The organism is Thermomonospora echinospora (genome assembly GCF_900108175.1).
GTDB classification, from domain to species: Bacteria; Actinomycetota; Actinomycetes; order Streptosporangiales; family Streptosporangiaceae; genus Thermomonospora; species Thermomonospora echinospora.
Window position 1 is genome coordinate 1127 of sequence record NZ_FNVO01000008.1, and the last position, 26633, is coordinate 27759.

Genomic DNA, 26633 nt, shown 5'->3' on the forward strand with positions numbered 1-26633 from the left:
CGTGGTTACGAAGGCCGCTCTCGTGAGTCCTGGCAGGACCGAGGCGAAGGCCGTGGTGGTCCGCGTCGAGACGATCGCGAGCGCGGATACGAAGGCCGCCCTCGTGGCTCCTGGCAGGACCGGGGCGAGGGCCGTGGTGGTCCGCGTCGGGATGATCGCGAGCGCGGATACGAAGGCCGCCCTCGTGAGTCCTGGAGGGATCGCGGTGAGGGCCGTGGCGCCTCGCACAGGGACGACAGAGGACAGAGCAACGAAAAGCGTTCCCGTGAGTCCTGGCAGGACCGGGGTGAAGGGCGTGGTGGTCCGCGCCGGGATGACCGGGAGCGTGGATATGGAGGGCGTTCCAGGGGGTCGTGGGATGACCGCCGTGAGCGTCTTGGCCGAGGGGACGAGCGTCGGGACGCGGCGCCCCAGGGCGGCAGGCGTCCCGACGGGCCCCGGCCGGAGCGTGGTCGTCCGCAGCGGCCGCTGAGGGACGGCAGGGGACGGCCTCAGGAGGGACGGTCGGGCGACGTTTGGCGGGAGCGCCGGGGCGGCGGGCGACCGGACCGCCGCGAGGGCCGCGACGAACGTGGCGGCCGTTTCGCCGGCCCCGGGCAGGGCGGTGAACGGCGTGACTTCGGGCCCCGCCGTACCGGTCCCGCCGAGCGCGGGGACGAGGGGCGTGCGCCCGTGCCCCAGGGACCGGCCCTTCCCGAGGACGTCACCGGGGAGGAACTGGACGCCGAGGCGCGCGTCGAACTGCGTACCCTGCCCAGGGACCTGGCGACCAAGGTGGCCAGGCATCTGGTGATGGCCGGGCGGCTGGTCGATGATGACCCGCAGACCGCGTTCCGGCACGCGCAGGCGGCCCGGCGGCTCGCCTCGCGGGTCGGCATCGTCCGGGAGGCGGCGGGCCTGGCGGCCTACCACACCGGTGAGTGGTCCGAGGCGCTGGCGGAGCTGCGCGCCGCGCGGCGGCTGCGCAACACCGAGGAGGCGTACCTGCCGATCCTCGCCGACTGCGAACGCGGGCTCGGCCGTCCCGAACGGGCGCTGGACCTGGCCAAGTCACCGGCGGCCCGCGATCTCGACCAGGCCGACCGGATCGAGTTGAAGATCGTCGAGTCGGGGGCACGGCGGGACCTGGGCCAGCTCGACGCCGCCGTGGTGACCCTGCAGATCCCGGAGCTGCGGGACAAGCGGCTGCAGCCCTGGTCCGCGCGGCTGTTCTACGCCTACGCCGACGCGCTGCTGGAGGCCGGGCGCGAGGAGGAGGCCGGCGAGTGGTTCGCCCGCGCGGCCGCCGCCGACCGCGACGGCGAGACCGACGCCGCCGAGCGTTACGCCGAACTCGCGGGTCTCGAGATCATCGATGTCGAGGACGACGAGGACCAGGCGCTCGAGACGGATGTCACCGTCGAAGAGTCCCCGGCGGAGGCCGGGCGGGCGGCCGCCGGCCCCGAAGAGGCGGGCACGTCCGCGCAGACCGATGTGGAGAGCACCACGGCGGTGGAGGAGCCGGACGTCTCCGACCGCCCGGAGGCGCAGGATACGGTTGGCGAGCCGAGTGCACCCGGCAGCCCGGGGACGGACGAGGCCACCGGGACGGGTCCGGCCGATGCCGACGCCCCTGAGGCGACCGGTGACTCCGGGGCCGGCACACCGGAGGCCAGCGTCTCCGAGGTCCAGGGCGTCACGGATGCGTCCGACGCCGCTACGGCGGAGGCGACCGAAGTTGCGGGAGAGCCCGGCCCGGTGGACGCCTCCGGCGGTGAACCGGCCGAACGCACGGCGCCACCGGCCGACGAACCGAACACCGAGAACGGAGTGAGCCCCTCCGGCGGCTGATCGAGGTTTGACGGTCTCGTGCGCACCGGTCGCGTGACTTCCGTGGGAGGTCGCCCCCTGACGGGCGGCCTCCGCCGGTGCACGCCGACGACTCCGGCCTTGAGCCTGATCGCCACATCTCAAAGAGGTCCGAGACACCCGGCCGACGCCCGGCAGGGACCCGCCGTCAGGGCGGCCCTGCCGGCGTCCGCCGGGTGTTCTGTCAGCGGGCCCTTCCCGACGCGGCCCTGACGTCCGTTCACCAGGACGCCGGCATCGACCCGGGGGAGTGCCCGAGCGGCCGCGGCTGCGGAGAGCGGAGAGCGGGGACCGGGAGGACTTGACGAAACGGGCGCTTCGCACGATATTCACCAGACCGTGGTCGGCCGGCGCGGCCGGTGTCACCCACCGGCGGTCGACTCGTCATGATCTTCGGTGAGCAGGTGAGGAGCGCCATGCCGACCGGGTTGAACCGCCGTACCTTCCTTCGCACCACGACCGTCGCCGGCGGGACCGCGGCCTTTTCCGGAGCGCTGTGGCAACGGGCGTTCGCCGGGCCCGCACAGCCCGGCGCGGGACCGTACGGGCCGCTGCAGGCGGCCGACGCCAACGGGATCCGGCTGCCGAGCGGTTTCACCAGCAGGGTGATCGCCCGGTCGATGCAACGTGTGCCGGGGACGCGCTACACCTGGCATCCGGCTCCCGACGGCGGCGCCTGCTTCCCCGCCGGCGACGGATGGATCTACGTCAGCAACTCCGAGGTGCCGTTGGTCGGCGGGGCGTCGGCCGTCCGGTTCGGCCCGTCCGGCGAGATCGCCGACGCCTACCGGATCCTCACCATGACCACGCTGAACTGCGCGGGCGGGGCGACGCCGTGGGGGACCTGGCTGTCGTGCGAGGAGTACGCGCTCGGCATCGTGTACGAGACCTACCCGCAGGGCGGCAGGTCCGCCGTGCAGCGTCCGGCCATGGGCCGCTTCAAGCACGAGGCCGCCGCCTGCGACCCCGAGCGCAAGGTCGTCTACCTGACCGAGGACGAGGGGAACGGCTGCTTCTACCGCTTCAGGCCCGCCGCCTGGGGCGACCTGTCGAGAGGCACGCTGGAGGTGCTGGTCGGCTCCGGTGTCGGCGCGGTCACCTGGCGGCCCGTGCCCGCCCCGGAGTTGTGGACGACGCCCACCCGTGACCAGGTCCAGGGGGCCATGCGCTTCACCGGGGGAGAGGGCTGCTACTACGCCGGCGGCGTCTGCTACTTCACCACCAAGGGGGACGGCCGGGTCTGGGCCTACGACGCCGCGAACTCCACGCTCGACCTGGCCTATGACGACGACCTGGTGACCGGGGGCGAGGCCCCGTTGACGGGGGTCGACAACATCACCGGCACCGTCTCCGGCGACCTGTACGTGGCCGAGGACGGCGGGAACATGGAGATCAACATGATCACCCCGGAAGGGGTGGTGACCCCGTTCCTGCAGGTGCTCGGCCATGACGAGTCCGAGATCACCGGGCCGGCCTTCTCCCCGGACGGCTCGCGGCTGTACTTCTCCTCGCAGCGGGGCCGCAGCGGCTTCATCGGCGGCACCGACGGCCACACCTACGAGATCACCGGCCCCTTCCGCGGCTGACACGGCCGGTGCGGCCGCGCGACCGGCGTGGCAGATGGGGCGGTGCGGCCGCCCCGGTCGCGGATCCCCGCCGGGCCGGCCGTGCCTGCCACCGTCAGGCGAGTCTGTCGAGCGAGTGCATGATCCCGGCGACGTTGCTCGCGACGCCGTTGAGCACCTCGTACTTGCGGGCCAGTTCCGGGTCGGCGTCCGGGCCGTAGGCCTTGTAGCGCCCGGCGATGCGCTCCTGGACGGCCGCGACCGCGTGGTCGACGTCCATGCCCTGGCCGTGGGCGTCGCGGACCGCGTCCACCCAGATCCGCAGTTCCTCGGCGGAGCGCTCCAGCGTCTCCGCCACCGCGTCGACCGGGCCGTAGTGGGCGAACAGCAGCCGCTGGGCGCCCAGCGCCCGGAACTTGTCCAGGGACGCCAGCGCGGTGTCCAGGTCGAAGTCCGGCGGCGGCGTGGCCGGGCGCACGTCCGCGGTCTCGGGGATGTAGACGCCCGCCGCGTCCCCGACGTACAGGTCGCCGGTGAGCGAGTCCAGCAGCCCCACATGGTGCTTGGCGTGGCCGGGGGAGTAGTGGGACCGCAGCTGTCGGCCGCCGCCCAGGTCGATCACGCCGGTCTCCTCGACCGCCCGGATGCGCGCCGCGTCGGTCGGTTTCATCTCCCCGAACAGGGTGTCGAGCAGGTCGCCGTAGACCATGCGGGCGCTGCGCATGAGCCGCTCGGGAGAGGCCAGGTGCCGGGCCCCCTTCTCGTGCACGACGATCTCGGCCTGCGGGTACATCCGCGCGATGTCACCGACACCGCCGGCGTGGTCGAGATGGATGTGCGTCACCACCACGGTCGCCAGGTCCGCCGGCCCGACCCCCAGCTCGGTGAGGGCGCGCTGGACCGTCGGCGCCGATCCGCTCGTCCCGGGCTCCACCAGGCAGGGCCGGTCGGACAGGATCAGGTAGCCGGCCGTGATGCCGGAGTGGCCGGCCATCCGGGTGTCGATCTCGTAGACGTCGCCGCCCAGCGGCGTGATCGTGTTCTCGGTGCTCATCAATGCCTCCGCCTGGGGGCTTGTGCACAGTTCCCGCAGGACCTGTCGTGATCGGCTCGTACGTCTCATCGTAGGGAACGGGACCGCCGCCCCCCGGCGGCCGTCAGCCGAGATCGAGCAGCCGCAGCACCAGGCCGGTGCGCGGTTTGGGGCCGAAGGAGGTGGACTTGCGCGGCACCCGTTCACCCCCTTCCGCCACGGCCAGGACGTCGGCGACCGCCAGCGGATTCATGACGACGGCGGTGCCGCCGGCCCGCCGGGCGCGTGCCACGGCGGCGCCCGGATCGTCGTGGACGACCTCGACGGTGTGCTCGTCGGCCGCGATTCCCCACAGCCGCTCGACGAGCAGCCTGTCCAGCACCGCGGTGTCCAGCCGCCGCCACCGCTCGGAGTGCTCGGCGGGCATCACCCGCGCCAGCCATTCCTCGCCGGGCTCGGTGAGCAGGTGCAGCCGCTCCCCACCGCCCACCAGGAACGCGGGCCCCTTCTCCCGCGCCAGCGCCTCGACGGCCTCGCCCAGCCCGTCGAACGGGCCGATGACCCGGAAGGCGGCCCTGGCGCGTTCCACGGCCGTTTCGGGCGCCAGCCCCGGCAGCACCCGGTGGATGGCACCCAGATGCGGCGGATAGCGCGTGGAGTCGACCAGCAGGGCCAGTCCGTAGTCCCACGGCCCGGCCCCGTCCCCGGCCGCACGATGGCGGGCCTGCAGGGCCCGGTAGGTGGCGTACCTGTGGTGCCCGTCGGCGATGAGCGCCCGCCGTCCGCGCAGGCCGGCGGCGATCCGGGCGTGCTGCGCGGGGTCCGTCACCCGCCACAGCCGGTGGGAGGTCCCGTCACCGGCGCGGAACTCCACCAGCGGCGGCGTCCCGTCGGCGATCTCGTCCACCGGCCCGGCGGCCCCCGCGCCCTCGTAGACCAGGAAGATCGGCTCCAGGTTGGCGCCGGTGGCGGTCATCAGGGACAGCCGGTCGCGGACGGGACCGGGGAAGACGTTCTCGTGCGGCAGGATCACCCGCGCCGATTCGGGGCGCAGCCCGACCGCGCCGATCAGCCCCCGCTGGCGGGTGCCGTCCTCGGCGGCGGCCTCGTACAGGTACAGCGCGGGCTCGTCGTCGGCGACCAGCGCGCCGTCCGCCAGCCAGCGGCGCAGGGTGGCGGCGGCCCGTCGGTAACCGTCGTCCCCGTCGCCGGGCGGCAGGATCAGGCGGACCGCGTTGTGACCGTCACTGGCCATCAGCCGCCTGACCTCGTCCTCGTCGATCAGGTCGTACGGCGGGGTGGTGACCGCGCCCAGATCCCCCACCACCTCGGGGGCGAACCGCACCCCGCGGAACGGGATCAGCTCCAGGCCCGCCGCGCCGGCGTCCCCGGCGTCCGGCCACGGCTCCCGACTGCCGAAGATCCGGGCGCTGAATTCCTCCGGAGTCGTACCAAAGGGGAGATCGGCGTCCACCGTGGGCATGGTAATCGGAGAGACAACCGCGTCTGACGACCGGGTACGGTCGGGATCAGGGTCGGAGGAGAGGTCCATATGGGAATACAAGGGCCGCAGGGACCGGAGGATTCCCCCGGCGAAGAACGCAGCACCCTCGGACGGGAAGCCGGAAACGCCGATCGGCGGGCCTCTGGCGGTGCGGGCGGCGCCGGCACGGCGTTCGGCGGCGCGGACACCGCGTCCGGCGGTGAAGGCGGTGCGGGGGCCGAGCCCAGCGGCGGCGTGTACGAGTGGTACACGCGGGGCCTGGAACTGCTGGGGGCGGGGAGCCCGGCCGCCGCCGTGCAACTGCTGCAGCGGGCGGCCGAGGCCGAGCCGTCCTCGCGGAGCATCCGGGAGGCGCTGGCGCGGGCGCAGTACGGCTCGCGGCGCTTCGCGGACGCGGCCGACAGCTTCCGCTGGATCGTCGAGGACAACCCCTCGGAGGACTACGCGCTGTTCGGGCTGGGACTGTCGCTGTCACGGCTGGGCGACTTCGAGGAGGCGGTCGAGCACCTGGCGCTGGCCGTGGCGATGCGGCCGGAGAACAAGCACTACACCAACGCGCTGCGGCACGTCCGGGCGACGCTGGCGGCCCGGCGCTGAACCCCCACGATCACCTGTGATCTCCCACGCCCGGGGGAGGCCGCCGGCCCCGGGCCGAGGAGACGATGGATGTCGAACCGACCTGATGCGAAGCGGAGGAGAGACCGTCCCGTGCGCGAGTGCGAACGTCCACTGAGCGAGGCGTACGACGTCGCGCTGCTCGATCTCGACGGCGTGGTCTACGTCGGGCACCGTCCGGTCCCCGGGGCGGCCGAGGCGCTGGCCAAGGCGCGGGCCGCCGGGCAGCGGCTGGCCTTCGTCACCAACAACGCCTCCCGAACGCCCAGCGCGGTGGCCGCGCTGCTCACCCGGGTAGGCGTGCCGGCCACCGCGCAGGACGTGGTGACCTCCGCGCAGGCGGCCGCCCGGCTGCTGGCCGAGCGGCTGCCGCGGGGCTCCCGGGTGCTCGTGGTCGGCGGGTCCGGACTGCGGCAGGCGCTGTACGCCCAGGGCCTGGTGCCGGTCTCCACGGCGGCCGAGCGTCCCGCCGCCGTGGTCCAGGGGTACGACCCGAACCTGTCCTACGGGCTGATCGCGCAGGGCGCGCAGGCCGTGGCGCGGGGGGCGCTGTTCGTGGGCTCCAACGGCGACCTGACCATCCCGGGCGGGGACGGGCCGCCCGCACCGGGCAACGGCTCGCTGATGCAGGTGATCCGGGCGGCGACCGGCGTCGAGCCGGTCGTCACCGGCAAACCGGAACGCCCCCTGCACCAGGAGTCGATCATCCGGACCGGAGCCGAGCGCCCGCTGGTGGTGGGCGACCGGCTCGACACCGACATCGAGGGCGCCCACAACGGCGGCGCCGACAGCCTGCTGGTGTTCACCGGTGTCACCGACCCGCTCACCGCGCTCACCGCCGGGCCCCGGCACCGCCCCAGCTACCTCGCCGCCGACCTGGGCGGCCTGCTGGTCCCGCATCCGCCGGTACGCCGGGACGGCCAGGGATGGCACTGCCGGGGCTGGACCGCCCGCTGGACCGGCGCGAAGATCGAACTGACCGGTGAGGGAGACCCTTACGACGGCCTGCGGGCCCTGTGCGCGGCGGCCTGGCGCACCGACGAGCCGGTGGCGGAGCCGGCCGTCGCCGCGGCACTGGCCCGTCTCGGCCTTTCGTGACCGAAGCCCGGCCCGCGCCGCCGGGGGCGACCGACCGGTCCCCGGGGCGCCGGGCCGGGCCGGGCCCGAATCTCCGGACGGTCCCCTCCGGTGTTCCGGATGTGATCATGCAAGCTTCGCCCGCGTCTCACCTCGCGCACGCCTGCGCGCCGACTGCCGCCCCGAGCGTGTCCTGGCGGGGCCCACCGGCCCCGCGCGACACGAAGGGACACCCGACCTGATGAACAGATGGCGCCGGGCGGCGCTCGCCGGCACCGCCGCCGCGTTGGCGTGCGGCATGGTCACCGCCGTGCCGGGGACGGCTGCGGCGGATCGGGGCAGAGACCGGCAGCGCGGCGCGTTCGACCTGCAGGCCCACCGCGGGGGCCTGGGCCTGGTGGCCGAGAGCACCCTGCCGGCCTTCGCCAACGCCCTCGAACTCGGCGTGCGCACCCTCGAACTGGACGTGCAGATCACCGAGGACCGCCGGGCCGTCGTCACCCATGACCGGCAGGTCAGCCCCCGCAAGTGCCGGGACACCGCGCCCGTCACCCCGGGCGACCCCGAGTTCCCCTACGTCGGCAAGTACGTCCACACGCTGACGCTGGCGCAGGTCCGCACCATGGACTGCGGGTCGCAGACGCTGCCGGAGTTCCCCGGCCAGCGGGCCGTCCCCGGCGCGAGGATGCCCCTGCTGCGCGAGGTGTTCGGGCTGGTCCACCGGTACCGGGCGTACGGGGTCAGGCTCAACGTCGAGACCAAGGTCGAGGCGGGCGCCCCGCACGAGACGGCGCCGCGCGAGCAGTTCGTCCAGGTCACCGCCGAGGAGATCCGCAAGGCACGGCTGCTGCGCCAGGTCACGATCCAAAGCTTCGACTGGGGCGCGCTGATGCGGATGCGCCGGGTCGAGCCCCGACTGCCGTTGGTGGCGCTGACCAACTACGACTTCCTGCAGACCGGGCGTCCGGGGGCCTCCCCGTGGCTGGGCGGGCTCGACATCGACGACTTCGGCGGCGACCCGCTCACGGCGGTCCGCAGCTTCGGGGCGGCGGCGTTCTCCCCGGTACACGGCTTCCCGCAGAACGGCAAGGTCACCGACCCGGGCTACCGGCCGTACGTGACCGCGGAGATGGTCCGGCGGGCGCACCGGATGGGGCTCAAGGTCATCCCGTGGACCGTCGACGACAAGCCGACCATGCGCAAGCTCATCGACGACGGCGTCGACGGGATCATCACCGACTACCCGGACGCGCTCCGCGAGGTGATGGCCGAGCGAGGTCTCAGGCTTCCCAAGCGGTACCGGGCCCGCTGAGCCCACCGCCGGCCCCGCGGACCCCTCCGAACGGTCCGCGGGGCCGGCGCGCGTTCACAGCAGCCTGCGCAGCCGCAGTAGATCGCGGAAGCTCGCCTCCACCTTGAGCCGGCCGGTGGCCCACGCCCTGCCCGCGTGCAGCTCGTCGCGGGCCAGAGCCACCAGGTCGTCGCTGCTGACCGTCAGCCGGACCTGGGCGTCCCGCGAGTCGTCGGTGGGCTCGAACGGGTCCAGGCCCCCTTCGTGGATCGTGGAGCGCAGGGTCAGCCCCAGGTCGCTGATCCGGCAGACGATCGTCCGTTCCACCACGTGCTCGGCGAAGCGGTCGGGATGGATCTTCTCGACCCGGGTGCGGATGACGTCCAGCGCGGTCCGGCACTCCTCCTCGTTCGCCATGGTCAGGCCGTTCCCCCATCGGTCGCCAACGATGCCGTTTCAGGACGGTAGCGTTCATCAGGACGCGTAAGCGACTCAGGGCGGACTTGGAGGAGCACATGTCGGGCGGATCCATGGCGGACCCGGACGGGACCGTGCCCCCGGACGGCGCCCCCGGGCCGGGGAGCGCCCCCCGGGCGGGCGGTTTCGAGCCGAGCGTCTCCGCGGACGGGACCTGGCGCCCGATCAACGCCGGAGCCGCCCCGTCCCCGGTTCCTGCCCCGATGACCCCACCCACGGCCACCCCCTCGCCCGCCGAGCCCACCACGGAGCCGGCCGCAGCGGCGGGGCCGCCGCCTGCCGAGCCGGCCTCCCCTCCGGAGCCGGTGCCGCCCGCCACGCAGACCCTGCCCGCCGCGCCGTTCCCGGCCGTTCCGCCCCCGGACCCGACCGGCGACGAACGGGTCGACGCCGCGCTCGGCGGGCTGGCGGGGCTGGCCGGCGCTCCTGTGCACGGCCATGTGGAGATCTTCGAGGACGTCCACCGCCGCCTGCAGGACATCCTGACCTCCGTCGACCAGGAACCCGCGGGCCCCCCGGTGCCCAGGCCCCCGGGCCCCGGCATCGTCCCTCCGCGCCACGGCGGCCGGCCATGAGCGCGGCCGGGCCCGTCCGGCGCCGGGCGGATCTGCCCGCCGGTGAACACCGGTGCGCGCCGTCACCGTACAAAAGGTGGCGAATCCACGGCGGCAGGGGGAATGACGGGAACGTGGCAGGCGCGAGGACGGCCGGCGGCCGGCGGGAGGCGCCGCGATGGCGGTGACGAGACGGCGGCTGGACGCCGAACTGGTGCGACGCAAGCTCGCCCGCTCCCGGGAACAGGCCCGCGAGCTGATCGAGGAGGGCCGCGTGCGGGTCGGCGGGCAGACCGCCGCCAAGGCGGCGACCCAGGTGGAGACCGGCGCGGCCATCGTCGTGGAATCCGCCGGGGAGGAGCCCGAGTACGTCTCGCGCGGCGGGCACAAGCTCGCCGGAGCGCTCACGGCGTTCGACGCCCTGCCGGTCAAGGGCCGCCGGTGCCTGGACGCCGGGGCCTCCACGGGTGGCTTCACCGACGTGCTGCTGCGGGCGGGCGCCGCCCATGTGATCGCCGTCGACGTCGGCTACGGCCAGCTCGCCTGGTCGCTGCGCACCGACGAGCGGGTCACCGTGCTGGAACGGGTGAATGTCCGCGACCTGGAGCCCGGACGGCTGCCGGGCGAGCCGCCGACCCTGGTCGTGGGCGACCTGTCGTTCATCTCGCTGCGGCTGGTGCTCGGCCCGATCCAGCGTTGCGCGGCCCCCGACGCCGACTACGTGATGATGGTCAAGCCGCAGTTCGAGGTCGGCAGGGAACGCGTTGGGGCCGGCGGGGTGGTACGCGACCCACAGCTGCGCGCCGAGGCCGTCCGGGACGTCGCCGAGCACGCCGCGACGCTGGGGCTGGGCGTGCTCGGGGTGACCGCCAGCCCGCTGCCGGGGCCGATGGGGAACGTGGAGTACTTCCTGTGGCTGCGCGCTGGAGCGCCGCCGCTGCGGGAAGCGGATCTGGACAGGGCCGTCACGGAGGGGCCGCAGTGAGCGGGCCGTGTGCTCGGGCCGGTGAGGAGACCCGGTGAGCAGGAGGTCGGTGCTGGTCGTCGCGCACACCGGACGGCCGGAGGCGGTCCGCAGCGCGGAACTGGTCATCGAACGGCTGAGCAAGGCGGGCATCAGCGTGCGGGTCCTCGACGAGGAGGCCGGTGACCTGCACTGCGCCGGGGTGGACGTGCTGCCCGCCTCGGCGGTGGCCGCCGAGGACGCCGAGTTGGTGATGGTGCTCGGCGGGGACGGCACCATCCTGCGCGCGGCCGACCTGGCGCGGATGTCGGGCACCCCGATGCTGGGCGTCAACCTCGGCCATGTCGGCTTCCTGGCCGAGGCCGAGCGCGAGGACCTGACCGCCACCGTCGAACGGGTCGTCGAGCGGCACTACGACGTCGAGGAGCGGATGACCATCGACGTGACGGTCCACCGCAACGGCGCGGTGGCCGCCGCCACCTGGGCGCTCAACGAGGCCACCGTGGAGAAGGCCGAACGCGAGCGGATGCTGGAGGTCGTCGCCGAGATCGACGGCCGGCCGCTGTCGCACTGGGGCTGCGACGGTGTGGTGTGCGCCACTCCCACCGGCTCCACGGCGTACGCGTTCTCCGCCGGCGGGCCCGTGGTCTGGCCGGAGGTGGAGGCCATGCTGGTGGTGCCGATCAGCGCGCATTCGCTGTTCGCCCGCCCGCTGGTGGTCTCGCCGAGGTCGGTGGTGGCGGTGGAGGTGCTGCCCGACACGCCGCGCGCCGTGCTGTGGTGTGACGGGCGCCGCACGGTGGGCCTGCCGCCGGGGGCCCGGGTGGAGGTGCGCCGCGGCGCCGTGCCCGTCAAGCTGGCCAGACTCCACCGGACCCCGTTCACCGACCGGCTGGTGACCAAGTTCGGGCTCCCGGTGACCGGCTGGCGTGGCCGGGCCCGGCCGGGTTCCGGCGGCGAGGGAAGGGAACACCGTCACCCGGCGGGAGAGAGATAATCTCGGACCGTCGACCAAGGAGAGGGTGTGACGCTCGTGCGGCCGATGGTCGAGGAGGTGCGGATCCAGGGCCTCGGCGTGATCGACGAGGCCGTCCTGGAGCTGTCCCCTGGCTTCAACGTGGTCACCGGCGAGACCGGGGCGGGCAAGACCATGGTGGTCACCAGCCTGGGCCTGCTGTTCGGCGGGCGCGCCGACCCGCAGCGGGTGCGGCCCGGCGCCGGGCGCGCCACCGTCGAGGGCCGGATCGTGGTCGATCCCGGCGGGCGCGTGGTGACCCGGGTGGGCGAGGCCGGCGCCGAACTGGACGACGACACGCTGATCATCACCCGGTCGGTGTCGGCAGAGGGCCGCTCGCGGGCCCATCTGGGCGGCCGGTCGGTGCCGGTCAGCATGCTGATCACGTTGGCCGACGACCTGGTGGCCGTGCACGGCCAGTCCGACCAGCAGCGGCTGCTGCAGCCCGGCCGCCAGCGCGCCGCCCTGGACCGCTACGCCGGTGACGCGCTCACCAAGCCGCTGCGCGCCTACACCGCCGCCTACCAGCGGCACCGCCAGGTCACCACGCTGCTGGAGGAGCTGACCACCCGGGCCCGCGAGCGCGCCCAGGAGGCCGACCTGCTCCGCTTCGGCCTGCAGGAGATCGAGAAGGTCGCCCCCCGGCAGGGCGAGGATGCCGAGCTGGCCGCCGAGGCCGAGCGGCTCGGGCACGCCGACGCGCTGCGCACCGCCGCCACCACCGCCCACGAGGCGCTGCTCGGCGACCCGGCCGCCACCACGGTCGGCCTCACCGACGCGGTGAGCCTGCTGGGGGCCGCGCGCGGCGCGCTGGACGCCGTCCGCGACCACGATCCCGCGCTGGCGCAGCTGGCCGACCGGCTGGCCGAGGCCGGCTACCTGATCTCCGACGCCGGGACCGAGCTGGCCGCCTACGCCGAGTCGGTGGAGGCCGACCCCGCCCGGCTGGCGGCCGTCCAGGAGCGGCGCGCCGAGCTGACCGGGCTGACCCGCAAGTACGGGCAAGATCTGGACGAGGTGCTGGCCTGGGCGCAGCGGTCGGCGGGGCGGCTGGCCGAGCTGGAGGGCGACGACGAGCGGATCGAGGAGCTGCGCGCCGAGCACGCCGAGCTGAGCGAGCGGCTGCGCGAGGCCGCCGCCGAGCTGACCGCGGTGCGCGCCACCGCCGCTGAGCGGTTCTCGGCGGCGGTCACCGCGGAGCTCACCGCGCTGGCCATGCCGCACGCCCGCGTCGTGGTCACCGTCACCGCCACCGAGGAGTTCGGGCCGCACGGGGCCGACGAGGTGGAGATCCGGCTGGTGGCGCATCCAGGAGCGCCGCCGCTGCCGCTCAACAAGGGCGCCTCCGGCGGTGAGCTGTCGCGGGTGATGCTGGCGATCGAGGTGGTGTTCGCCGGCGCCGACCCGGTGCCGACGTTCGTGTTCGATGAGGTCGACGCCGGGGTGGGCGGCAAGGCCGCCGTCGAGATCGGCCGCCGGCTGGCGCGGCTGGCCCGTAGCGCTCAGGTGATCGTGGTCACCCACCTGCCGCAGGTCGCCGCGTTCGCCGACCAGCATCTGCTGGTGGCCAAGTCCGACGACGGCACCGTCACCCGCAGCGGGGTGACCGCCCTGGACCGGGAGGAGCGGATCCGGGAGCTGTCGCGGATGCTGGCCGGTCTGGAGGACTCCGAGCTGGGGCGCGCCCACGCCGAGGAACTGCTGGCGCTGGCCGCCCAAGAACGACAGGCCACCGGCTGAGGCGAAGACCGGAAAAGGCGCCTGGTCACGTATCGTGTGCGAACGGACACGCCTCGCCGTTCGTCTTTACCGGTGTCCCCTTACGTGCTCTGGCAGGATGGCTGGTGATGAACGAAAGGTCTTCGATCGCCGAACGGCGCGCCCGGCTCGTCTCCGGACGGCTGTCACGGCGCGTGCTCGGTTTCGGCCCGGCCAGGGACGGCGGACTGCCGGGGGTGCGGGCGACGGCCCGGCTGGACCGGCGCACCAAGAGGCTGACCAAGCGACTGCAGCCCGGCGAGGTCGCAGTGATCGACCATGTCGACCTCGACCGGGTCAGCGCCGAGGCGCTGGTGTCCCGCCAGGTGGGCGCGGTGGTCAACGTGGCGCCCAGCATCTCGGGCCGCTACCCCAACCTGGGGCCGCAGATCCTGCTGGAGGCGGGCATCCCGCTGGTGGACGACGTCGGGCCGGATATCTTCACCCGGCTCAGCGAGGGCGACGTCGTGCGGGTGCACGAGGGTGTGGTGTACCGCGGCGACGAGGTGATCGCCAAGGGCACCGAGCAGACTCCCGAGACCGTCGAGACGGCGGTGGCCGCCGCCAAGGCCGGGCTGTCGGACCAGATCGAGGCGTTCGCCGCCAACACCATGGAGTACGTGCGCCGTGAGCGCGAACTGCTCATCGACGGCGTCGGGGTCCCCGACGTGGCCACCAAGCTGGAGGGGCGGCACGCGCTGATCGTGGTGCGGGGCTACCACTACCGCGAGGACATCGCCACGCTGCGCCCCTACATCCGCGAGTACCGGCCGGTGCTGATCGGGGTGGACGGCGGCGCGGACGCGCTGCTGGAGGCCGGCTACCGGCCCGACATGATCGTCGGGGACATGGACTCGGTCTCCGACGAGGCGCTGACCTGTGGCGCCGAGCTGGTCGTGCACGCCTACCGGGACGGCCGCGCGCCCGGCCTCAAACGGGTCACCGAGCTGGGCCGCGCGGCCGTGGTGTTCCCGGCCACCGCCACCAGCGAGGACATTGCGATGCTGCTGGCCGACGACAAGGGCGCCACCCTGATCGTCGCGGTCGGCACGCACGCCAACATGGTGGAGTTCCTGGACAAGGGCCGCGCCGGGATGTCCAGCACGTTCCTGACCCGGCTGCGGGTGGGCAGCAAGCTGGTGGACGCCAAGGGCGTGTCCCGGCTGTACCGCAGCCGGATCTCCGCCTGGTCGCTGCTGCTGCTGGTACTGGGCGCGTTCATCACCATGACCGTGGCGGTGCTGGTGTCGCCCATCGGGGAAGTGATCCTGCCCCTGCTGGCCGAACGCTGGCACGCCTTCCTCTTCTGGCTGACCGGACTGTTCACGTGATCGACTTCCGTTACCACCTCGTCTCCATCGTCGCGATCTTTCTGTCGCTGGCGGTCGGCCTCGTGCTGGGCGCCACCGCGCTGTCGGACCCGCTGCTGGGCACCCTCAAGAAGGAGTCCAACGCCGCCATTAAGCGCAGCGAGGAGCTGCGCGCCCGCCAGCTCGAGCTGCTCAAGCAGATCGAGGGCGAGGAGCAGTTCTCCCGCACGGTGGCGCGGCAGCTGCTGGCGGGGCGGCTGAAGGACCAGTCCGTGGTGCTGGTGGAGACCCCGGGGGCCGGCCAGGAGAGCCTCAACAAGATCTCCGAGCTGCTCGGCGAGGACGCCGCCGGGGCCACCGTCACCGGCCGGGTCACCATCCAGAAGAAGTTCCTGGACGACGACCAGCTGGCCACCCTCGACCAGCTCGCCGAGCAGCTGCGGCCGGCCCAGATGAAGTTCTCCGACGGGGCGGGCCCCTACGACAAGGCCGGGCAGGTGCTGGCCGCGGCGCTGCTGACCGGCGACTCCGCCAAGGCGCTGCGCGACGACGCCTCCGGCAAGGCGACCCTGGAGGCGTTCAAGTCGGCGGGTTTCGTGACCGTCAGCGGCAAGCCCGCCCAGCATGCGACACTCGCCGTCATGGTCGCACCCTCCTCCCCCTACCAGGACGGCGCCGACGTCGACAACCGGGCGCTGATCTCGCTGGCGGGCGCGCTGGACTCGGCCGGACGCGGCACCGTGCTGGCCGGCCCCACCACCGCCGCCGGCGAGGGCGGGCTGATCGCCGCGCTGCGCGAGTCCGACGCCGCCGACGAGGTCTCCTCCGTCGACGTCATCGACCAGTCCTCCGGACAGGTCGTCACCGTGCTGGCGCTGGAGTCCCAGATCGCCGGCAAGACGGGCCACTACGGCACCGGCGAGGGCGCCGGCGCCTACCTGCCCACCCCGGCCCCGGCCCCGGGAGGCAGCGGATGAGAGGACTGATCCTCGGCGGGGCCCTGGGCGCCGTCGCCGCCCGCGCCGCCTACGTCGCGCTGACCCGCAGGCCGCCCGGTATGAACGGGCGGGACGGGCGGGAGGTGTGGGGCCGCACCAACCACCGTGGCGAGCCGGTCACCCTGCTGGAGGGCCCGGCGTTCGTAGCCGGGGCCGTGGCCGCGGGGCTGCTGGCCCCCGGGGTGCCCGGCCGGATGCGCGCCGCCGCCCTGCTGGCCGCCACGGGCTCGGGCGTGCTCGGCGGCTACGACGACCTGGCCGGGTCGGCGTCCTCGCGGGGCTTCAAGGGGCATCTGGGCGCGCTGGCGCGCGGCGAGGTCACCAGCGGCGCGATCAAGATCCTCGGGATCGGGGCCACCGGCCTGGCCGCCGCCGCGCTGGCCGGGTCCCCGGCGCCCACCCGGGCCGGGCGGACGTTCGACACGCTGGTCAACGGGGCCCTGGTGGCCGGGTCGGCCAACCTGATGAACCTGTTCGACCTGCGCCCCGGCCGGGCGATCAAGGTGGGCCTGCTGGCCGGGGCGCCGCTGGCGGCCACCGGTCCGGCGCGGGCCGCCGTGGTGGCCGCTCCGCTGGGCGCCGCCGTCGCGCTGCTGCCCGAGGACCTGGGGGAGCGGGCGATGCTCGGCGACGCGGGCGCCAACGCGCTGGGCGCACTGCTCGGGCTGGCCGCCACCGGGCTGGGCCGCGGCCCCCGGCTGGCGGTGCTGGCCGGGCTGGCCGGGCTGAACGCCGCCAGCGAGTTCGTCAGCTTCACCAAGGTCATCCAGCGCACCCCCGCGCTGCACTGGATCGACATGCTGGGCCGCCGCCCGGCGCATACCCCCGCTGCTCCCCCCGCCACGCCGCAGGCGGCCGACGAGGTGGCGGACTCGGCCTAGTGAACCCCCTCCAGTGCAGCGGCTGACCCGGGGGCTGGCGGGGGCGGCCGTGCTGATCGGCGCCCTGACGGTGCTGGCCAGGCTCGCGGGTTTCGGCCGTACCGTGGTGTTCTCGCAGACCGTCACGGCCGGCTGCGTGGGCCAGGTCTACAACGCCGCCAACATGCTGCCGACCATCGTGTTCGAGATCGTCGCGGGCGGGGCGCTGGCCGGCATGGTCGTCCCGGTGCTGGCCGGCCCGGTCGAGCGCGGCGAGCGCGAGCACGTGCGGCGCGTCGCCTCGGCGATGCTGACCTGGGTGGTGCTGGGGCTGGTGCCGCTGACGGCGCTGATCGCGGTGGCGGCGGGCCCGATCATGGCGCTGCTGATCCCCGGCCGGGCGCAGGGCTGCTCGGCGTCCGACGCGGTGGCGGTCGGCGCGGACATGCTGGTGGTGTTCGCCCCGCAGGTCGTGCTGTACGGGGTGGCCGTGGTGCTGTACGGGGTGCTGCAGGCGCATCGGCGGTTCACCGGCCCGGCGCTGGCACCACTGGTGTCCAGCCTGGTGGTCATGGGCGCCTACCTGCTGTTCGTGCCGTTCGGCGCCGAGCACCGCGCCGACCTGGCCGGGCTGCCCCGCAGCGCCGAGCTGACCCTGTCGGTGGGCACCACCCTGGGCGTCCTGGCGCTGGTGCTGACCGCCGTGGTGGCGGCCCGGCCGCTGAGGCTGGGGCTGCGGCCGGCGCTGGGCTTCCCGCCGGGCGTGGCGGCCCGGGTACGGCGGCTGGCGGCGGCGGGCCTGGCGACGGTGGTGGCGCAGCAACTGGCCACGCTCGCGGTCATCGTGCTGAGCTGGGAGGGGACGTCCGGCGCGCTGGCCGACTACAACTACGCGTGGGCGGTGTACCTGCTGCCCTGGGCGATCCTCGCGGTGCCGATCGCCACCAGCGCCTTCCCGGTGCTGTCGGCGCGCGTCGGTGACCGGGAGCACTTCGACCGCGTCACCGCCTCGACCACCCGGGCCGTGCTGCTGGTGTCGTGCGCCGGGGCGGCGGTGGTCGCCGCCGTCGCGGTGCCCGCCGCCCACTTCCTGGACAGCGCGCCGGGGACGCATCCGCAGGTGCTCGCGCGGGGCGTCCTGGCGTTCGCGCCGGGGCTGGTCGGCTACGGGCTCGTCGCGCATCTGGGGCGAGTGCTGTTCGCCTGCGGCCGGGGCCGGGCCTCGGCGTCCGCCACGGTCGCCGGCTGGCTGGTCGTGCTGGTCGCCGACATCGCGCTGGTGGCGGTCGTCCCGCGGGACTGGGTGGTGGCCGCGTTCGGAATCGGGAACACGATCGGGATGACGGTGGCGGGCGGGCTGCTGCTGGGCGCGCTGGTGCGCGTCCGGGGCCGGGCGGTGCTGGCCGGGGTCGGCCGGGCGGCGGCGGGCGGGCTGCTGGGCGCGGCGGCGGCGGGCGCGGCGGGGTACGGCGTGGCCGCCGCCCTCGGGACCGGCGGGCCGCTGGTGAACATCGGCGTGGCGGCGCTGTCCGCGGTGGTCGCCGGGGCGGTCTTCCTGGCGGTCGCCTTCATGATCGACGGCCGTGATCTGCGGGCCGTCCTCAGCCGGAGGGTCGTACGTGATGAAGCTTGACGGTCTCAGGGTCGCCCTGGTGCTGGGGAGCAGCGCGGGGGGAGTCGGCCGGCACGTCCGCTCGGTCGCCGAGGGGCTGGCCGGGCGGGGTGCCCGGGTGCTGGTCTGCGGGCCCGCCGGCACCGAGGAGCTGTTCGGGTTCACCGCGGCGGGGGCCAGGTTCGTCCCGGTCGACATCGCCGACCGGCCCCGGCCGCTGGCCGACGCCCGCGCCGTCGCCAGGCTGCGCACCCTGCTGCGGGACGCCGACGTCGTGCACGCGCACGGCCTGCGGGCGGGCGGGCTGGCCGTGGCCGCCTGCGCCCGGGTCGCCCCCGGGCCGCTGCGGATCGCCCGCGGCGGTATCCCCGTGGTGGTGACGCTGCACAACGCGCTGCTGGCCGGCGGGGTGACCGGGGCGGCCTACCGGACGCTGGAACGGATCGTCGCGGCCGGCGCCCACCAGGTGCTGGGGGTCTCGCCCGATCTGGAAGCCCGGATGCGCGGGCTCGGCGCCCGCCGGGTCGGCCTCGCCCTCGTCCCGGCCCCGGCCGCCGGGCCGCCGCCCGGCCCTGAGGCGCGCGCGCGGGTCCGGGACGAGCTGGACGTAGGGGACCGGCCGCTGATCCTCACCGTGGGGCGGCTGGCCGGGCAGAAGGGGCTGCCGACCCTGCTGGACGCGGCGGCCGGGTGGGCGCGCCGCACCCCGCGGCCCCTGGTGGCGATCGCCGGGGACGGGCCGCTGGAGGGGGAGTTGCGGGCCCGGATCGAGGCGGAGGACCTCCCGGTGCGGCTGCTGGGCCGCCGCTCCGACGTGCCCGGGCTGCTGGCCGCCGCCGACGTGGCCGTGGTGCCGAGCGTGTGGGAGGGACAGCCGCTGATCGTCCAGGAGATCCTGCGTGCGGGCCGGCCCCTGGTCGCCACCCGGGTCGGCGGGATCCCGCTGATGGTCGGCGCCGAGGACGCCGGAACGGCCGGGGGCGGTGCGGATCACGCGGGCGGTGCGGTGGCGGGGCTGCTCGTACCGGCCGGTGACGCCGCCGCGCTGGAGCGTGCGGTGGCGCGGGTGCTGGACGAACCGGAGCTGGCGGCGCGGCTGGGCGCGGCGGCGGCGCGGCGAGCCGCTCTGCTGCCCACCGAGGACGAGGCGGTCGACGGGCTCGTCCGGATCTATCGCGAACTGGCACGGTGATCGGATGAACCCGTCCGGCCGCGGGTCCCGCCGGGGGCGCCGGACCGCCGGCTGAGCAGCCGCAGGACGATGGCGGTGGAAGGGAGGCGCCCCCCACTGGAGCCGGAGCGCCTCCGCAGAGTAGGGTCGCTCCCGAATCCTGTTCTAGAACCTGCGTCGCGCAGGGGACGACCGGACATCCGCCAGGACAGCCGCCAGCCACAGCAGAGAAGGTGACCAATGGCCATCGGGCTTACCGAAGAGCATGAGGCGCTTGCCGAGTCGGTGCGCGGGTTCGCCGAGCGCAACATCTCCCCCCAGGTCGTGCGGACCGCGCTGGACGCCGACACGGAGACCAGGCCGGCGTTCTGGCCCGCGCTGGCCGACCAGGGGCTGCTGGGCCTGCACCTGGCCGAGGAGCACGGGGGCCAGGGGTTCGGGTTGCTGGAGCTGGCCGTGGCGCTGGAGGAGCTGGGCCGCGCCGCCGCGCCCGGCCCGTTCCTGCCCACCGTGCTGGCCAGCGCCGCGATCAGCGCCTGCGGCAACGCCAAGGCACGGGCCGAACTGCTGCCCGTGCTGGCCGACGGGTCGCGTACGGCCGCGCTGTCGCCGGTGAGCGGGCTGAGCGGGCGGCGCGAGAGCGGCGACCTGATCGTCACCGGAGCCGCCGAGCCGGTGCTGGGCGCGCTGCTGGCCGACGTGATCGTGCTGCCGGTCTCGACCGACCAGGGCGAGGAGTGGATCGCCGTCGACGCCGCGGACCTGACCGTCACCGCGCTGCCCAGCCTGGACAAGGTCCGGCGGGTCGCCAAGGTCGAGGCCGCCGACGTCGTCGTGCCCGCCGACCGGGTGCTGGACGGGCTGGAGGGCTCGCGGGTGTCGGCCCTGGCCGCCGTGCTGCTGGGCGCCGAGGCCGCCGGCGCGGCGTCGTGGTGTGTGACCACGGCCGCCGAGTACGCCAAGGTCCGTGAGCAGTTCGGCCGGCCGATCGGGCAGTTCCAGGGCGTCAAGCACAAGGCCGCCCGGATGCTGATCGCGCTGGAGCAGACCCGCGCCGCCGTGTGGGACGCCGCCCGCGCCCTCGACGACGAGCCCGGCCCGCAGGTCGAGTTCGCCGTCTCGGTGGCCGGGACCATCGCCCCGGACGCCACCGTGCAGATCGCCCGCGACTGCATCCAGATCCTCGGCGGCATCGGCTTCACCTGGGAGCACGACGCCCACATCTACCTGCGCCGGGTGCTGACCCTGCGGGCGCTGGTGGGGGCGGCCAAGGACTGGGCGCCCGCCGTCGCCCGGCTGGCCCTCGACGGGCACCGCCGGCCGGTGGAGCTGGAGCTGGACGACGACACCCAGCCGCTGCGCGAGCGGATCCGCGCCGAGATCGCCGAGCTGGCCGCGATCGAGGACAAGACCGCGCTGCACACCAAGATGGGCGACGAGGGCTGGACCGTCCCGCACTTCCCCCAGCCGTGGGGGCGCGGCGCCGGGCCCGTCGAGCAGATCCTCATCCAGCAGGAGCTCAAGGCCGCCGGGGTCCGGGCCCCCAACCTGGTGATCGGCGCCTGGCTGGTGCCGTCCCTGGTCGCCTACGGCACCGAGGAGCAGAAGGAGCGCTTCCTGCGCCCCACGCTGCGCGGCCAGATGGTGTGGTGCCAGCTGTTCAGCGAGCCCGGCGCCGGCTCCGACCTGGCCTCGCTGTCGATGAAGGCCGAGCGGGTCGAGGGCGGCTGGAAGCTGACCGGCCAGAAGATCTGGACCTCGGTGGCGCACGTGGCCGAGTGGGGCTTCTGCATCGCCCGCACCGACCCCGACGCCCCCAAGCACGAGGGCATCACCTACTTCCTGGTGGACATGAAGGCCGAGGGCGTGGACGTGCGCCCGCTGCGGGAGCTCACCGGCGACGCGCTGTTCAACGAGGTCTTCCTGGACGGGGTGTTCGTCCCGGACGACCGCGTGGTCGGCAAGGTCAACGAGGGCTGGAAGGTCACCCGCAACACCCTCAGCAACGAGCGGGTGTCGCTGTCGACCGGCGGCGGCCTGGGCATGGGCGTGCCGGAGCTGCTGAAGTTCTTCGAGGGCGCCGAGCTGGACCCGGTGGCCGCCGTGGAGGTCGGCAAGCTGATCGCCCAGGGCCAGTCCATCGACCTGCTGGGCCTGCGCACCACCCTCAAGCAGCTCAACGGGGTGGAGCCGGGCGCGGAGGCCAGCGTCCGCAAGCTGCTGGGCGTCCAGTTCAACCAGGACGTGGCCGACTACTGCTGGGCCTCGCAGGGCGCGACGGCCGGCACCGAGGTGCCGATGGACCGCAGCGGCATCGTGGCCCGCGCGATGCTGTTCAGCCGCGCCATGACGATCTACGGCGGCACCACCGAGGTGCAGCTCAACATCATCGGTGAGCGGCTGCTGGGCCTGCCCCGCGACCCCGAGCCGGGCAAGTGACCCCGGCGGCCGAGCGCTGAGCGCGTCCGCCTCCCTCGCCCGGACCCGGGCGGGGGAGGCGGGCCTCACGGACGCCGCAGCGCGTGGGCGACGTTGATGAGCACCAGCCCGACCCAGGCGACGATCAGGCCGGGCAGCCCGGTCGTCCCCGCCGCGATGCCGGTCAGGGGAATGGCGGCCAGCAGCGAGGACACCGTCAGCAGGACAGTGCGGTCGCCGCCGGTCCGCCGCGCCCTCGCCGTGGCGACGGGCGGCCGGGTCTGCAGGGACTCCTGCAGGCGGGCGACGACCGTGTCCACGAAGGCGTCGTCGTAGTCGGGGCCCAGCTCGTGCCGGGCCGCCATGGCCGCGGCGATGTCGTCGCGCGGCAGCCGTGGAGTCGTCATGACCCGTTTATAGGAGCGCCGCGGGTGCCGGGCGACCCTCGGCGGGACCATTCGCCCGATCCCTCCCAGGTATGAGCCGACCCGATGAGTAAACTGCCGCAATTCCCCCCGAATCTTCCGGAGGTCCATGTGACGGGTACGTCCTGGCGACCACGCCCGATGCTGCTGGCCGTGCTGGCCGCGTTCGCGCTCGCCGTCACCGGCTGCGGGGGAGGCGGCGACGGCGACAAGAACGGATCGGCCGGAGCCGGGCAGGAGGGCCAGGGGGGACAGGGCGGCGCCTACTCCTCCGACGGCTCGCCCGCCCCCAAGGAGGGCGCCCCGCTGCCCAAGGTCCAGCCCGTCCAGGTCCGGCCGCTGGTCGGCCGCTGGGTCGGCGCCGGGCCCACCAAGGACTACTTCGTGTTCAGGGCGGACGGGTCGGGGGCGTGGATGGCGCGGGGACGCGCCCTGTGGAAGGGCCAGGTGATCCCGGACGGCGCGAACAAGTTCCGGTTCTCCTGGGAGGGCAGGGATCCGCAGCAGGCGTCCTACTGGGGCGTCACCCTCGAGTCCGGCGGCCGGAAACTGGTCTTCGGCGGCACCAACCAGACCTACACCAAGGTGGCCTCGTGACCGCTCTGTTCTCCTCACCCGACGAGGTCGTCCGGCGGCTGGCGGACGTCGGCTACCTGGCCGACGAGGCCATCGCGACCACCGTGTTCCTGGCCGACGCGCTCGGTAAGCCGCTGCTGGTCGAGGGCCCCGCCGGCGTCGGCAAGACTGAGCTGGCCAAGGCGGTCTCGGCCGCCACCGGCGCCGGGCTGGTCCGGCTGCAGTGCTACGAGGGACTGGACGAGGCCCGCGCGCTGTACGAGTGGAACTACAAGAAGCAGCTGCTGCGGATCCAGGCCGCCCCCTCCGACCAGGGGTGGGAGGACACCCACGACGATATCTTCACCGAGGAGTTCCTGCTGGAGCGGCCGCTGCTGGCGGCCATTCGGCGGGCCGAGCCCACCGTCCTGCTCATCGACGAGACCGACAAGGCCGACGTCGAGGTGGAGGGGCTGCTGCTGGAGGTGCTGTCGGACTTCCAGGTCACCATCCCCGAGCTGGGCACGGTCGCCGCCGCCCGCCGCCCGCTGGTGGTCCTCACCTCCAACGCCGCCCGCGAGCTGTCGGAGGCCCTCAAGCGCCGCTGCCTCTACCTGCACCTGGACTACCCGCGGCCCGAACGGGAACGTGACATCGTGCTGGCCCGGGTCCCCGGCATCGAGGCGGAGCTGGCCGAGCAGCTGGTGCGCACCGTCGGCGCGCTGCGCGCCCTGGAGATCAAGAAGGCCCCCTCCATCGCCGAGACCGTCGACTGGGCCCGCACCCTGCTGGCCCTGGGACTGGACGAGCTGGACGAGGCGGCCGTGGCCCGCACCCTCGGGGTCGTCCTCAAGCACGTCTCCGACCAGCAGCGGGCCGTCCGGGAGCTGGGGCTCCCGGCCGACGGCCGCTGAGCCGGAGGACGCCGCGATGGCCTCCCTCGTCGACCGCCACACCGGGTTCGTGGCCGCGCTGCGCGGCGCGGGCCTGCCGGTCTCGATCTCCGAGGGTCTGGACGCGGTGCGCGCCCTGGCGGTGATCGACCTCATCGACCGGGAGGCGCTGCGCGCCGCCTACGCCGCGACGGTGGTCAAGCGCCCGGCCCACCGGCAGACCTTCGACACGCTGTTCGACCTGTGGTTCCCCGCCGCCCTCGGCGACGGTGTGGCGCAGGGCTCCGCCGCCCGCCGCCCAGACGAGCCCGACGACTCCCCGCCGGTCCCGCCGCCGCTGGACCCCGAGGTGGCCGAGCGCCGCCGCGAGCTGTTCGACCTGCTGCTGACGGGCGACGACCCCGGGCTCGCCCAGTTCGTGCGCGCCGCCGTCGGCCGGTACGGGCGCTCGCCCGGCCAGCGGTCGTGGTTCTCCTCCGGGGTGCTGAACGCGATGTCGGCGCAGACGCTGATGGCCGGGCTGCTCAACGCGGTGCTGGCCGGGCAGGAGCGCGGCGGCATGGCCGAACGGGTCGCCCGGCAGACCTTCCGGGAGCGGATCCAGCGCTTCGAGTCGATGGTCGCCACCGAGGTGCGGCGGCGCATCGCCGAGGACACCGATGTGGAACGGGCCGCCCGGCTGGCCGTGCGGCCCCCGCTGGAACAACTGGACTTCAACCGCGCCACCCGCGCCGACCTGACCGCGCTGCGCCGCGAGGTCTATCCGCTGGCCCGCCGGCTGGCGACCAGGCTGGCCCGCAAGCACCGGCTGGCCCGGCGTGGCCGCCTGGACTTCCGCCGCACCGTGCGGGCCTCGCTGTCGACCGGCGGCGTGCCGCTGACCACCCACCACCGGCCCCGCCGCCCGCACAAGCCGGAACTGGTCATCCTGTGCGACGCCAGCGACTCGGTCGCCTCGTTCGCCCACTTCACCCTGCTGCTCACCTTCGCGCTGCGCGAGCAGTTCACCAAGGTCCGCGCGTTCGCGTTCATCGACGCCACCGACGAGATCACCCGCTTCTTCGCCCCCGGGGTGGACGTGGTGGACGCGATGACCACGCTGGCACGCGAGGCCGACCTGGTGTGGATCACCGGCCGCAGCAACTACGGCCACGCCATCAAGGTCTTCGACGACAAGTACCGTGACGCCATCACCCCGAAGACGTCCCTGCTCATCCTCGGCGACGCCCGCTCCAACTACGGCGAGCTGTCCCTGGAGACCCTGCGGCGGCTGGTCGACCAGGCCCGCCACGCCTACTGGCTCAACCCCGAGCCGCGCCGCAGCTGGGACACCGGCGACTCGGCCGCCACCGCCTACGGGAACATCGTCCCGATGTACGAGTGCCGCAACCTCACCCAGCTTGTGGAGTTCATCGAGGACATCGCCTGACCACGGACCGCCCGCCGGCCCGCGTGCTGCAGGCCGTGGACCCCGCCGGCCCGGTGCGGACCGGACTCGGCCGGGGCGGTCAGGTGCCCAGGGCGCGGGCGATGAGGTCGGCGACGGCGTCCGGGTCGATGTGCTCGCCGGTGAGCTGGGACAGGTTCTCCTGGTAGAGCAGGACGGCGGTGAAGGTGGCGGCGGCGACCTCCAGCCGGGCGGCGTCGCCCCTGGTGCCGGGCAGGGCCACCTCCAGCGCCCCCCGCGCCCGGCGCAGGACCTCCCCGTTGAGGCTGCGCAGCCGGTCGCGCACCGAGCGGTGCGTATCGGCCTCGCGGAACAGGATGCGGCGCATCGCCGGGGAGGCGCGCAACGGGAACCGGCGGGCCAGCCGGGACAGGGTGCCGGCCGGGTCGCCGGGCATGGCCTCCACCGACTCCGCCGGCAGCACCTCGATGAACGTACGCTCCTCGACCAGCGCGACCAGCAGGTCGATCTTCTGCGGGAAGTAGTGGAAGACCAGCCCCTTGGGCACCTTGGCGCGCCTGGCCACCCTGGCGGTCGCGGTGGCCTCGTACCCGTCGGCGGCGAACAGCTCCTCGGCCGCGTCCAGGATCCTGGTCCGAGCGTCGCCCTCCTGGCGGCCGCGCTTCCTCATTGACGTACTCCCCCCGAATACTCCAAAACGCCCCGGCCCGCGAACCCCGTGCACGTGGCCCCTGCGCGCCGGGGCGCCAGGGGCCACGTGGGGGACCCGGCCGGACGGCCGCAGCACAGCGGGGATCGTCCGGCCGGTACTTCGGGGGCCTGGGGGTCCTGTCTCGGCCGTACGGTCAGGCGGCCGCCCGCTCGGCCTCGGCCCGTGCCGGGAGGGTTTGCGTCGCCGTCCACAGGCCGACGATAGCCGCCGCGCCACCGGCGATCCACGCCGTCCAGGCGGCGGCGCCCTCACCGGTGAAGCCGAACGCCCAGGGCGAGACGAACACCAGCACCGCGAAGGCCGTGCTCGTCCAGGCCGACGGGCCCGCTGCGCCCAGCAGCGCGTACAGGCCGGCCAGCGCGAGCAGTGCGCCCAGCACCATCAGGGGCTGCCGGCCGGCGCCGTCGGCCCACAGCTCCGGAGCGAGCACGACCGCCAGCCCCGCCACGAACGCGACCGCGTCCTGCCACGCGAACCTGCCCATTGGTCACCTCCCGGGGGATCACGTCAGGACTGATGTGTCCTGACTCAGAGATTCCTGATTGACCGCCCGGTCAACCTTCCGCCGGG

Annotated in this window: 24 protein-coding genes; 18 read left to right on the top strand and 6 right to left on the bottom strand. The window is 74.4% G+C overall.

Annotation, left to right across the window (positions count from 1 at the left end; translation table 11 throughout):
• Positions 1-672: 672 nt before the first annotated feature.
• Both C4U03_RS41935 and C4U03_RS19090 read left to right on the top strand, forming a co-directional pair.
• Complete coding sequence (locus C4U03_RS41935; RefSeq protein WP_235017972.1) at positions 673-1830, top strand: ICP22 family protein; 1158 nt, start codon at positions 673-675, stop codon at positions 1828-1830.
• Between the two features lie 434 nt (positions 1831-2264).
• The gene (locus C4U03_RS19090; protein ID WP_200827327.1) at positions 2265-3434 is read left to right on the top strand and encodes an alkaline phosphatase PhoX; all 1170 of its coding nucleotides are present in this window, start codon (positions 2265-2267) and stop codon (positions 3432-3434) included.
• A gap of 94 nt (positions 3435-3528) precedes the next feature.
• Here the strand turns inward: C4U03_RS19090 and C4U03_RS19095 are convergent, their stop codons facing one another.
• Complete coding sequence (locus tag C4U03_RS19095) at positions 3529-4467, bottom strand: MBL fold metallo-hydrolase (RefSeq protein WP_103939180.1); 939 nt, start codon at positions 4465-4467, stop codon at positions 3529-3531.
• Positions 4468-4570: 103 nt separating this feature from the next.
• Complete coding sequence (locus C4U03_RS19100; RefSeq protein WP_103939181.1) at positions 4571-5929, bottom strand: DUF1015 family protein; 1359 nt, start codon at positions 5927-5929, stop codon at positions 4571-4573.
• A 69-nt stretch (positions 5930-5998) separates the two neighbouring features.
• Between C4U03_RS19100 and C4U03_RS19105 the strand changes: the two genes are divergently transcribed.
• The 3 genes from C4U03_RS19105 to C4U03_RS19115 all read left to right on the top strand — a co-directional run bounded on the left by C4U03_RS19105 (position 5999) and on the right by C4U03_RS19115 (position 8954).
• Positions 5999-6547, top strand: a complete 549-nt coding sequence (locus C4U03_RS19105) for a tetratricopeptide repeat protein (protein ID WP_103939182.1) — start codon at positions 5999-6001, stop codon at positions 6545-6547.
• A gap of 111 nt (positions 6548-6658) precedes the next feature.
• A complete protein-coding gene (locus C4U03_RS19110; RefSeq protein ID WP_200827328.1) occupies positions 6659-7663 on the top strand; it encodes an HAD-IIA family hydrolase in 1005 nt (334 codons plus the stop codon).
• 220 nt (positions 7664-7883) lie between these two features.
• Complete coding sequence (locus C4U03_RS19115; protein ID WP_103939184.1) at positions 7884-8954, top strand: glycerophosphodiester phosphodiesterase; 1071 nt, start codon at positions 7884-7886, stop codon at positions 8952-8954.
• Between the two features lie 54 nt (positions 8955-9008).
• On the opposite strand, the gene C4U03_RS19120 is transcribed toward C4U03_RS19115, so the two are convergent.
• Complete coding sequence (locus C4U03_RS19120; protein WP_103939185.1) at positions 9009-9350, bottom strand: SCP2 sterol-binding domain-containing protein; 342 nt, start codon at positions 9348-9350, stop codon at positions 9009-9011.
• A 263-nt stretch (positions 9351-9613) separates the two neighbouring features.
• Between C4U03_RS19120 and C4U03_RS40485 the strand changes: the two genes are divergently transcribed.
• From C4U03_RS40485 to C4U03_RS19170, 10 genes are all read left to right on the top strand, one after another.
• Positions 9614-9985: a hypothetical protein gene (locus tag C4U03_RS40485; RefSeq protein WP_160147038.1), complete on the top strand. Its 372-nt coding sequence runs from the start codon at positions 9614-9616 to the stop codon at positions 9983-9985.
• 157 nt (positions 9986-10142) lie between these two features.
• On the top strand, positions 10143-10949 hold the full coding sequence (locus C4U03_RS19130; protein ID WP_200827330.1) for a TlyA family RNA methyltransferase: 807 nt from the start codon (positions 10143-10145) through the stop codon (positions 10947-10949).
• A gap of 34 nt (positions 10950-10983) precedes the next feature.
• Positions 10984-11925, top strand: coding sequence for an NAD kinase (locus tag C4U03_RS19135; RefSeq protein ID WP_103939187.1), 942 nt, complete (start codon positions 10984-10986; stop codon positions 11923-11925).
• 45 nt (positions 11926-11970) lie between these two features.
• A complete protein-coding gene (recN, locus tag C4U03_RS19140) occupies positions 11971-13683 on the top strand; it encodes a DNA repair protein RecN (protein ID WP_103939426.1) in 1713 nt (570 codons plus the stop codon).
• Between the two features lie 107 nt (positions 13684-13790).
• The gene (gene steA, locus C4U03_RS19145) at positions 13791-15032 is read left to right on the top strand and encodes a putative cytokinetic ring protein SteA (RefSeq protein ID WP_103939188.1); all 1242 of its coding nucleotides are present in this window, start codon (positions 13791-13793) and stop codon (positions 15030-15032) included.
• Positions 15029-15988, top strand: a complete 960-nt coding sequence (locus C4U03_RS19150) for a copper transporter (RefSeq protein ID WP_103939189.1) — start codon at positions 15029-15031, stop codon at positions 15986-15988. The genes steA and C4U03_RS19150 overlap by 4 nt, the downstream gene beginning before the upstream one ends.
• A complete protein-coding gene (locus C4U03_RS19155; RefSeq protein WP_235017973.1) occupies positions 15985-16890 on the top strand; it encodes a hypothetical protein in 906 nt (301 codons plus the stop codon). Before C4U03_RS19150 ends, C4U03_RS19155 begins: the two co-directional genes overlap by 4 nt.
• Positions 16891-16903: 13 nt before the next feature.
• Positions 16904-18502, top strand: a complete 1599-nt coding sequence (gene murJ, locus C4U03_RS19160) for a murein biosynthesis integral membrane protein MurJ (RefSeq protein ID WP_103939190.1) — start codon at positions 16904-16906, stop codon at positions 18500-18502.
• A complete protein-coding gene (locus C4U03_RS19165) occupies positions 18492-19673 on the top strand; it encodes a glycosyltransferase (RefSeq protein ID WP_103939191.1) in 1182 nt (393 codons plus the stop codon). Before murJ ends, C4U03_RS19165 begins: the two co-directional genes overlap by 11 nt.
• Before the next feature lie 219 nt (positions 19674-19892).
• Positions 19893-22091: an acyl-CoA dehydrogenase gene (locus C4U03_RS19170; RefSeq protein WP_103939192.1), complete on the top strand. Its 2199-nt coding sequence runs from the start codon at positions 19893-19895 to the stop codon at positions 22089-22091.
• A 65-nt stretch (positions 22092-22156) separates the two neighbouring features.
• Here C4U03_RS19170 and C4U03_RS19175 read toward each other — a convergent pair whose 3' ends face one another.
• A complete protein-coding gene (locus tag C4U03_RS19175; protein ID WP_146087436.1) occupies positions 22157-22477 on the bottom strand; it encodes a hypothetical protein in 321 nt (106 codons plus the stop codon).
• 129 nt (positions 22478-22606) lie between these two features.
• On the opposite strand from C4U03_RS19175, the gene C4U03_RS19180 reads away from it, so the two are divergent.
• From C4U03_RS19180 to C4U03_RS19190, 3 genes are read left to right on the top strand one after another with little or no spacing between them, the layout of a single operon-like run.
• Complete coding sequence (locus C4U03_RS19180) at positions 22607-23092, top strand: hypothetical protein (RefSeq protein WP_235017974.1); 486 nt, start codon at positions 22607-22609, stop codon at positions 23090-23092.
• On the top strand, positions 23089-23964 hold the full coding sequence (locus C4U03_RS19185) for an AAA family ATPase (RefSeq protein WP_103939195.1): 876 nt from the start codon (positions 23089-23091) through the stop codon (positions 23962-23964). The genes C4U03_RS19180 and C4U03_RS19185 overlap by 4 nt, the downstream gene beginning before the upstream one ends.
• A 16-nt stretch (positions 23965-23980) precedes the next feature.
• Positions 23981-25372, top strand: coding sequence for a vWA domain-containing protein (locus tag C4U03_RS19190; RefSeq protein ID WP_103939196.1), 1392 nt, complete (start codon positions 23981-23983; stop codon positions 25370-25372).
• 79 nt (positions 25373-25451) lie between these two features.
• On the opposite strand, the gene C4U03_RS19195 is transcribed toward C4U03_RS19190, so the two are convergent.
• Together C4U03_RS19195 and C4U03_RS19200 are read right to left on the bottom strand one after the other, a co-directional pair.
• The gene (locus C4U03_RS19195) at positions 25452-26021 is read right to left on the bottom strand and encodes a TetR/AcrR family transcriptional regulator (protein ID WP_103939197.1); all 570 of its coding nucleotides are present in this window, start codon (positions 26019-26021) and stop codon (positions 25452-25454) included.
• Positions 26022-26196: 175 nt separating this feature from the next.
• Entirely contained in the window at positions 26197-26547 is a 351-nt protein-coding gene (locus tag C4U03_RS19200) for an SPW repeat domain-containing protein (protein WP_103939198.1), read from the bottom strand.
• Positions 26548-26633: the final 86 nt, after the last annotated feature.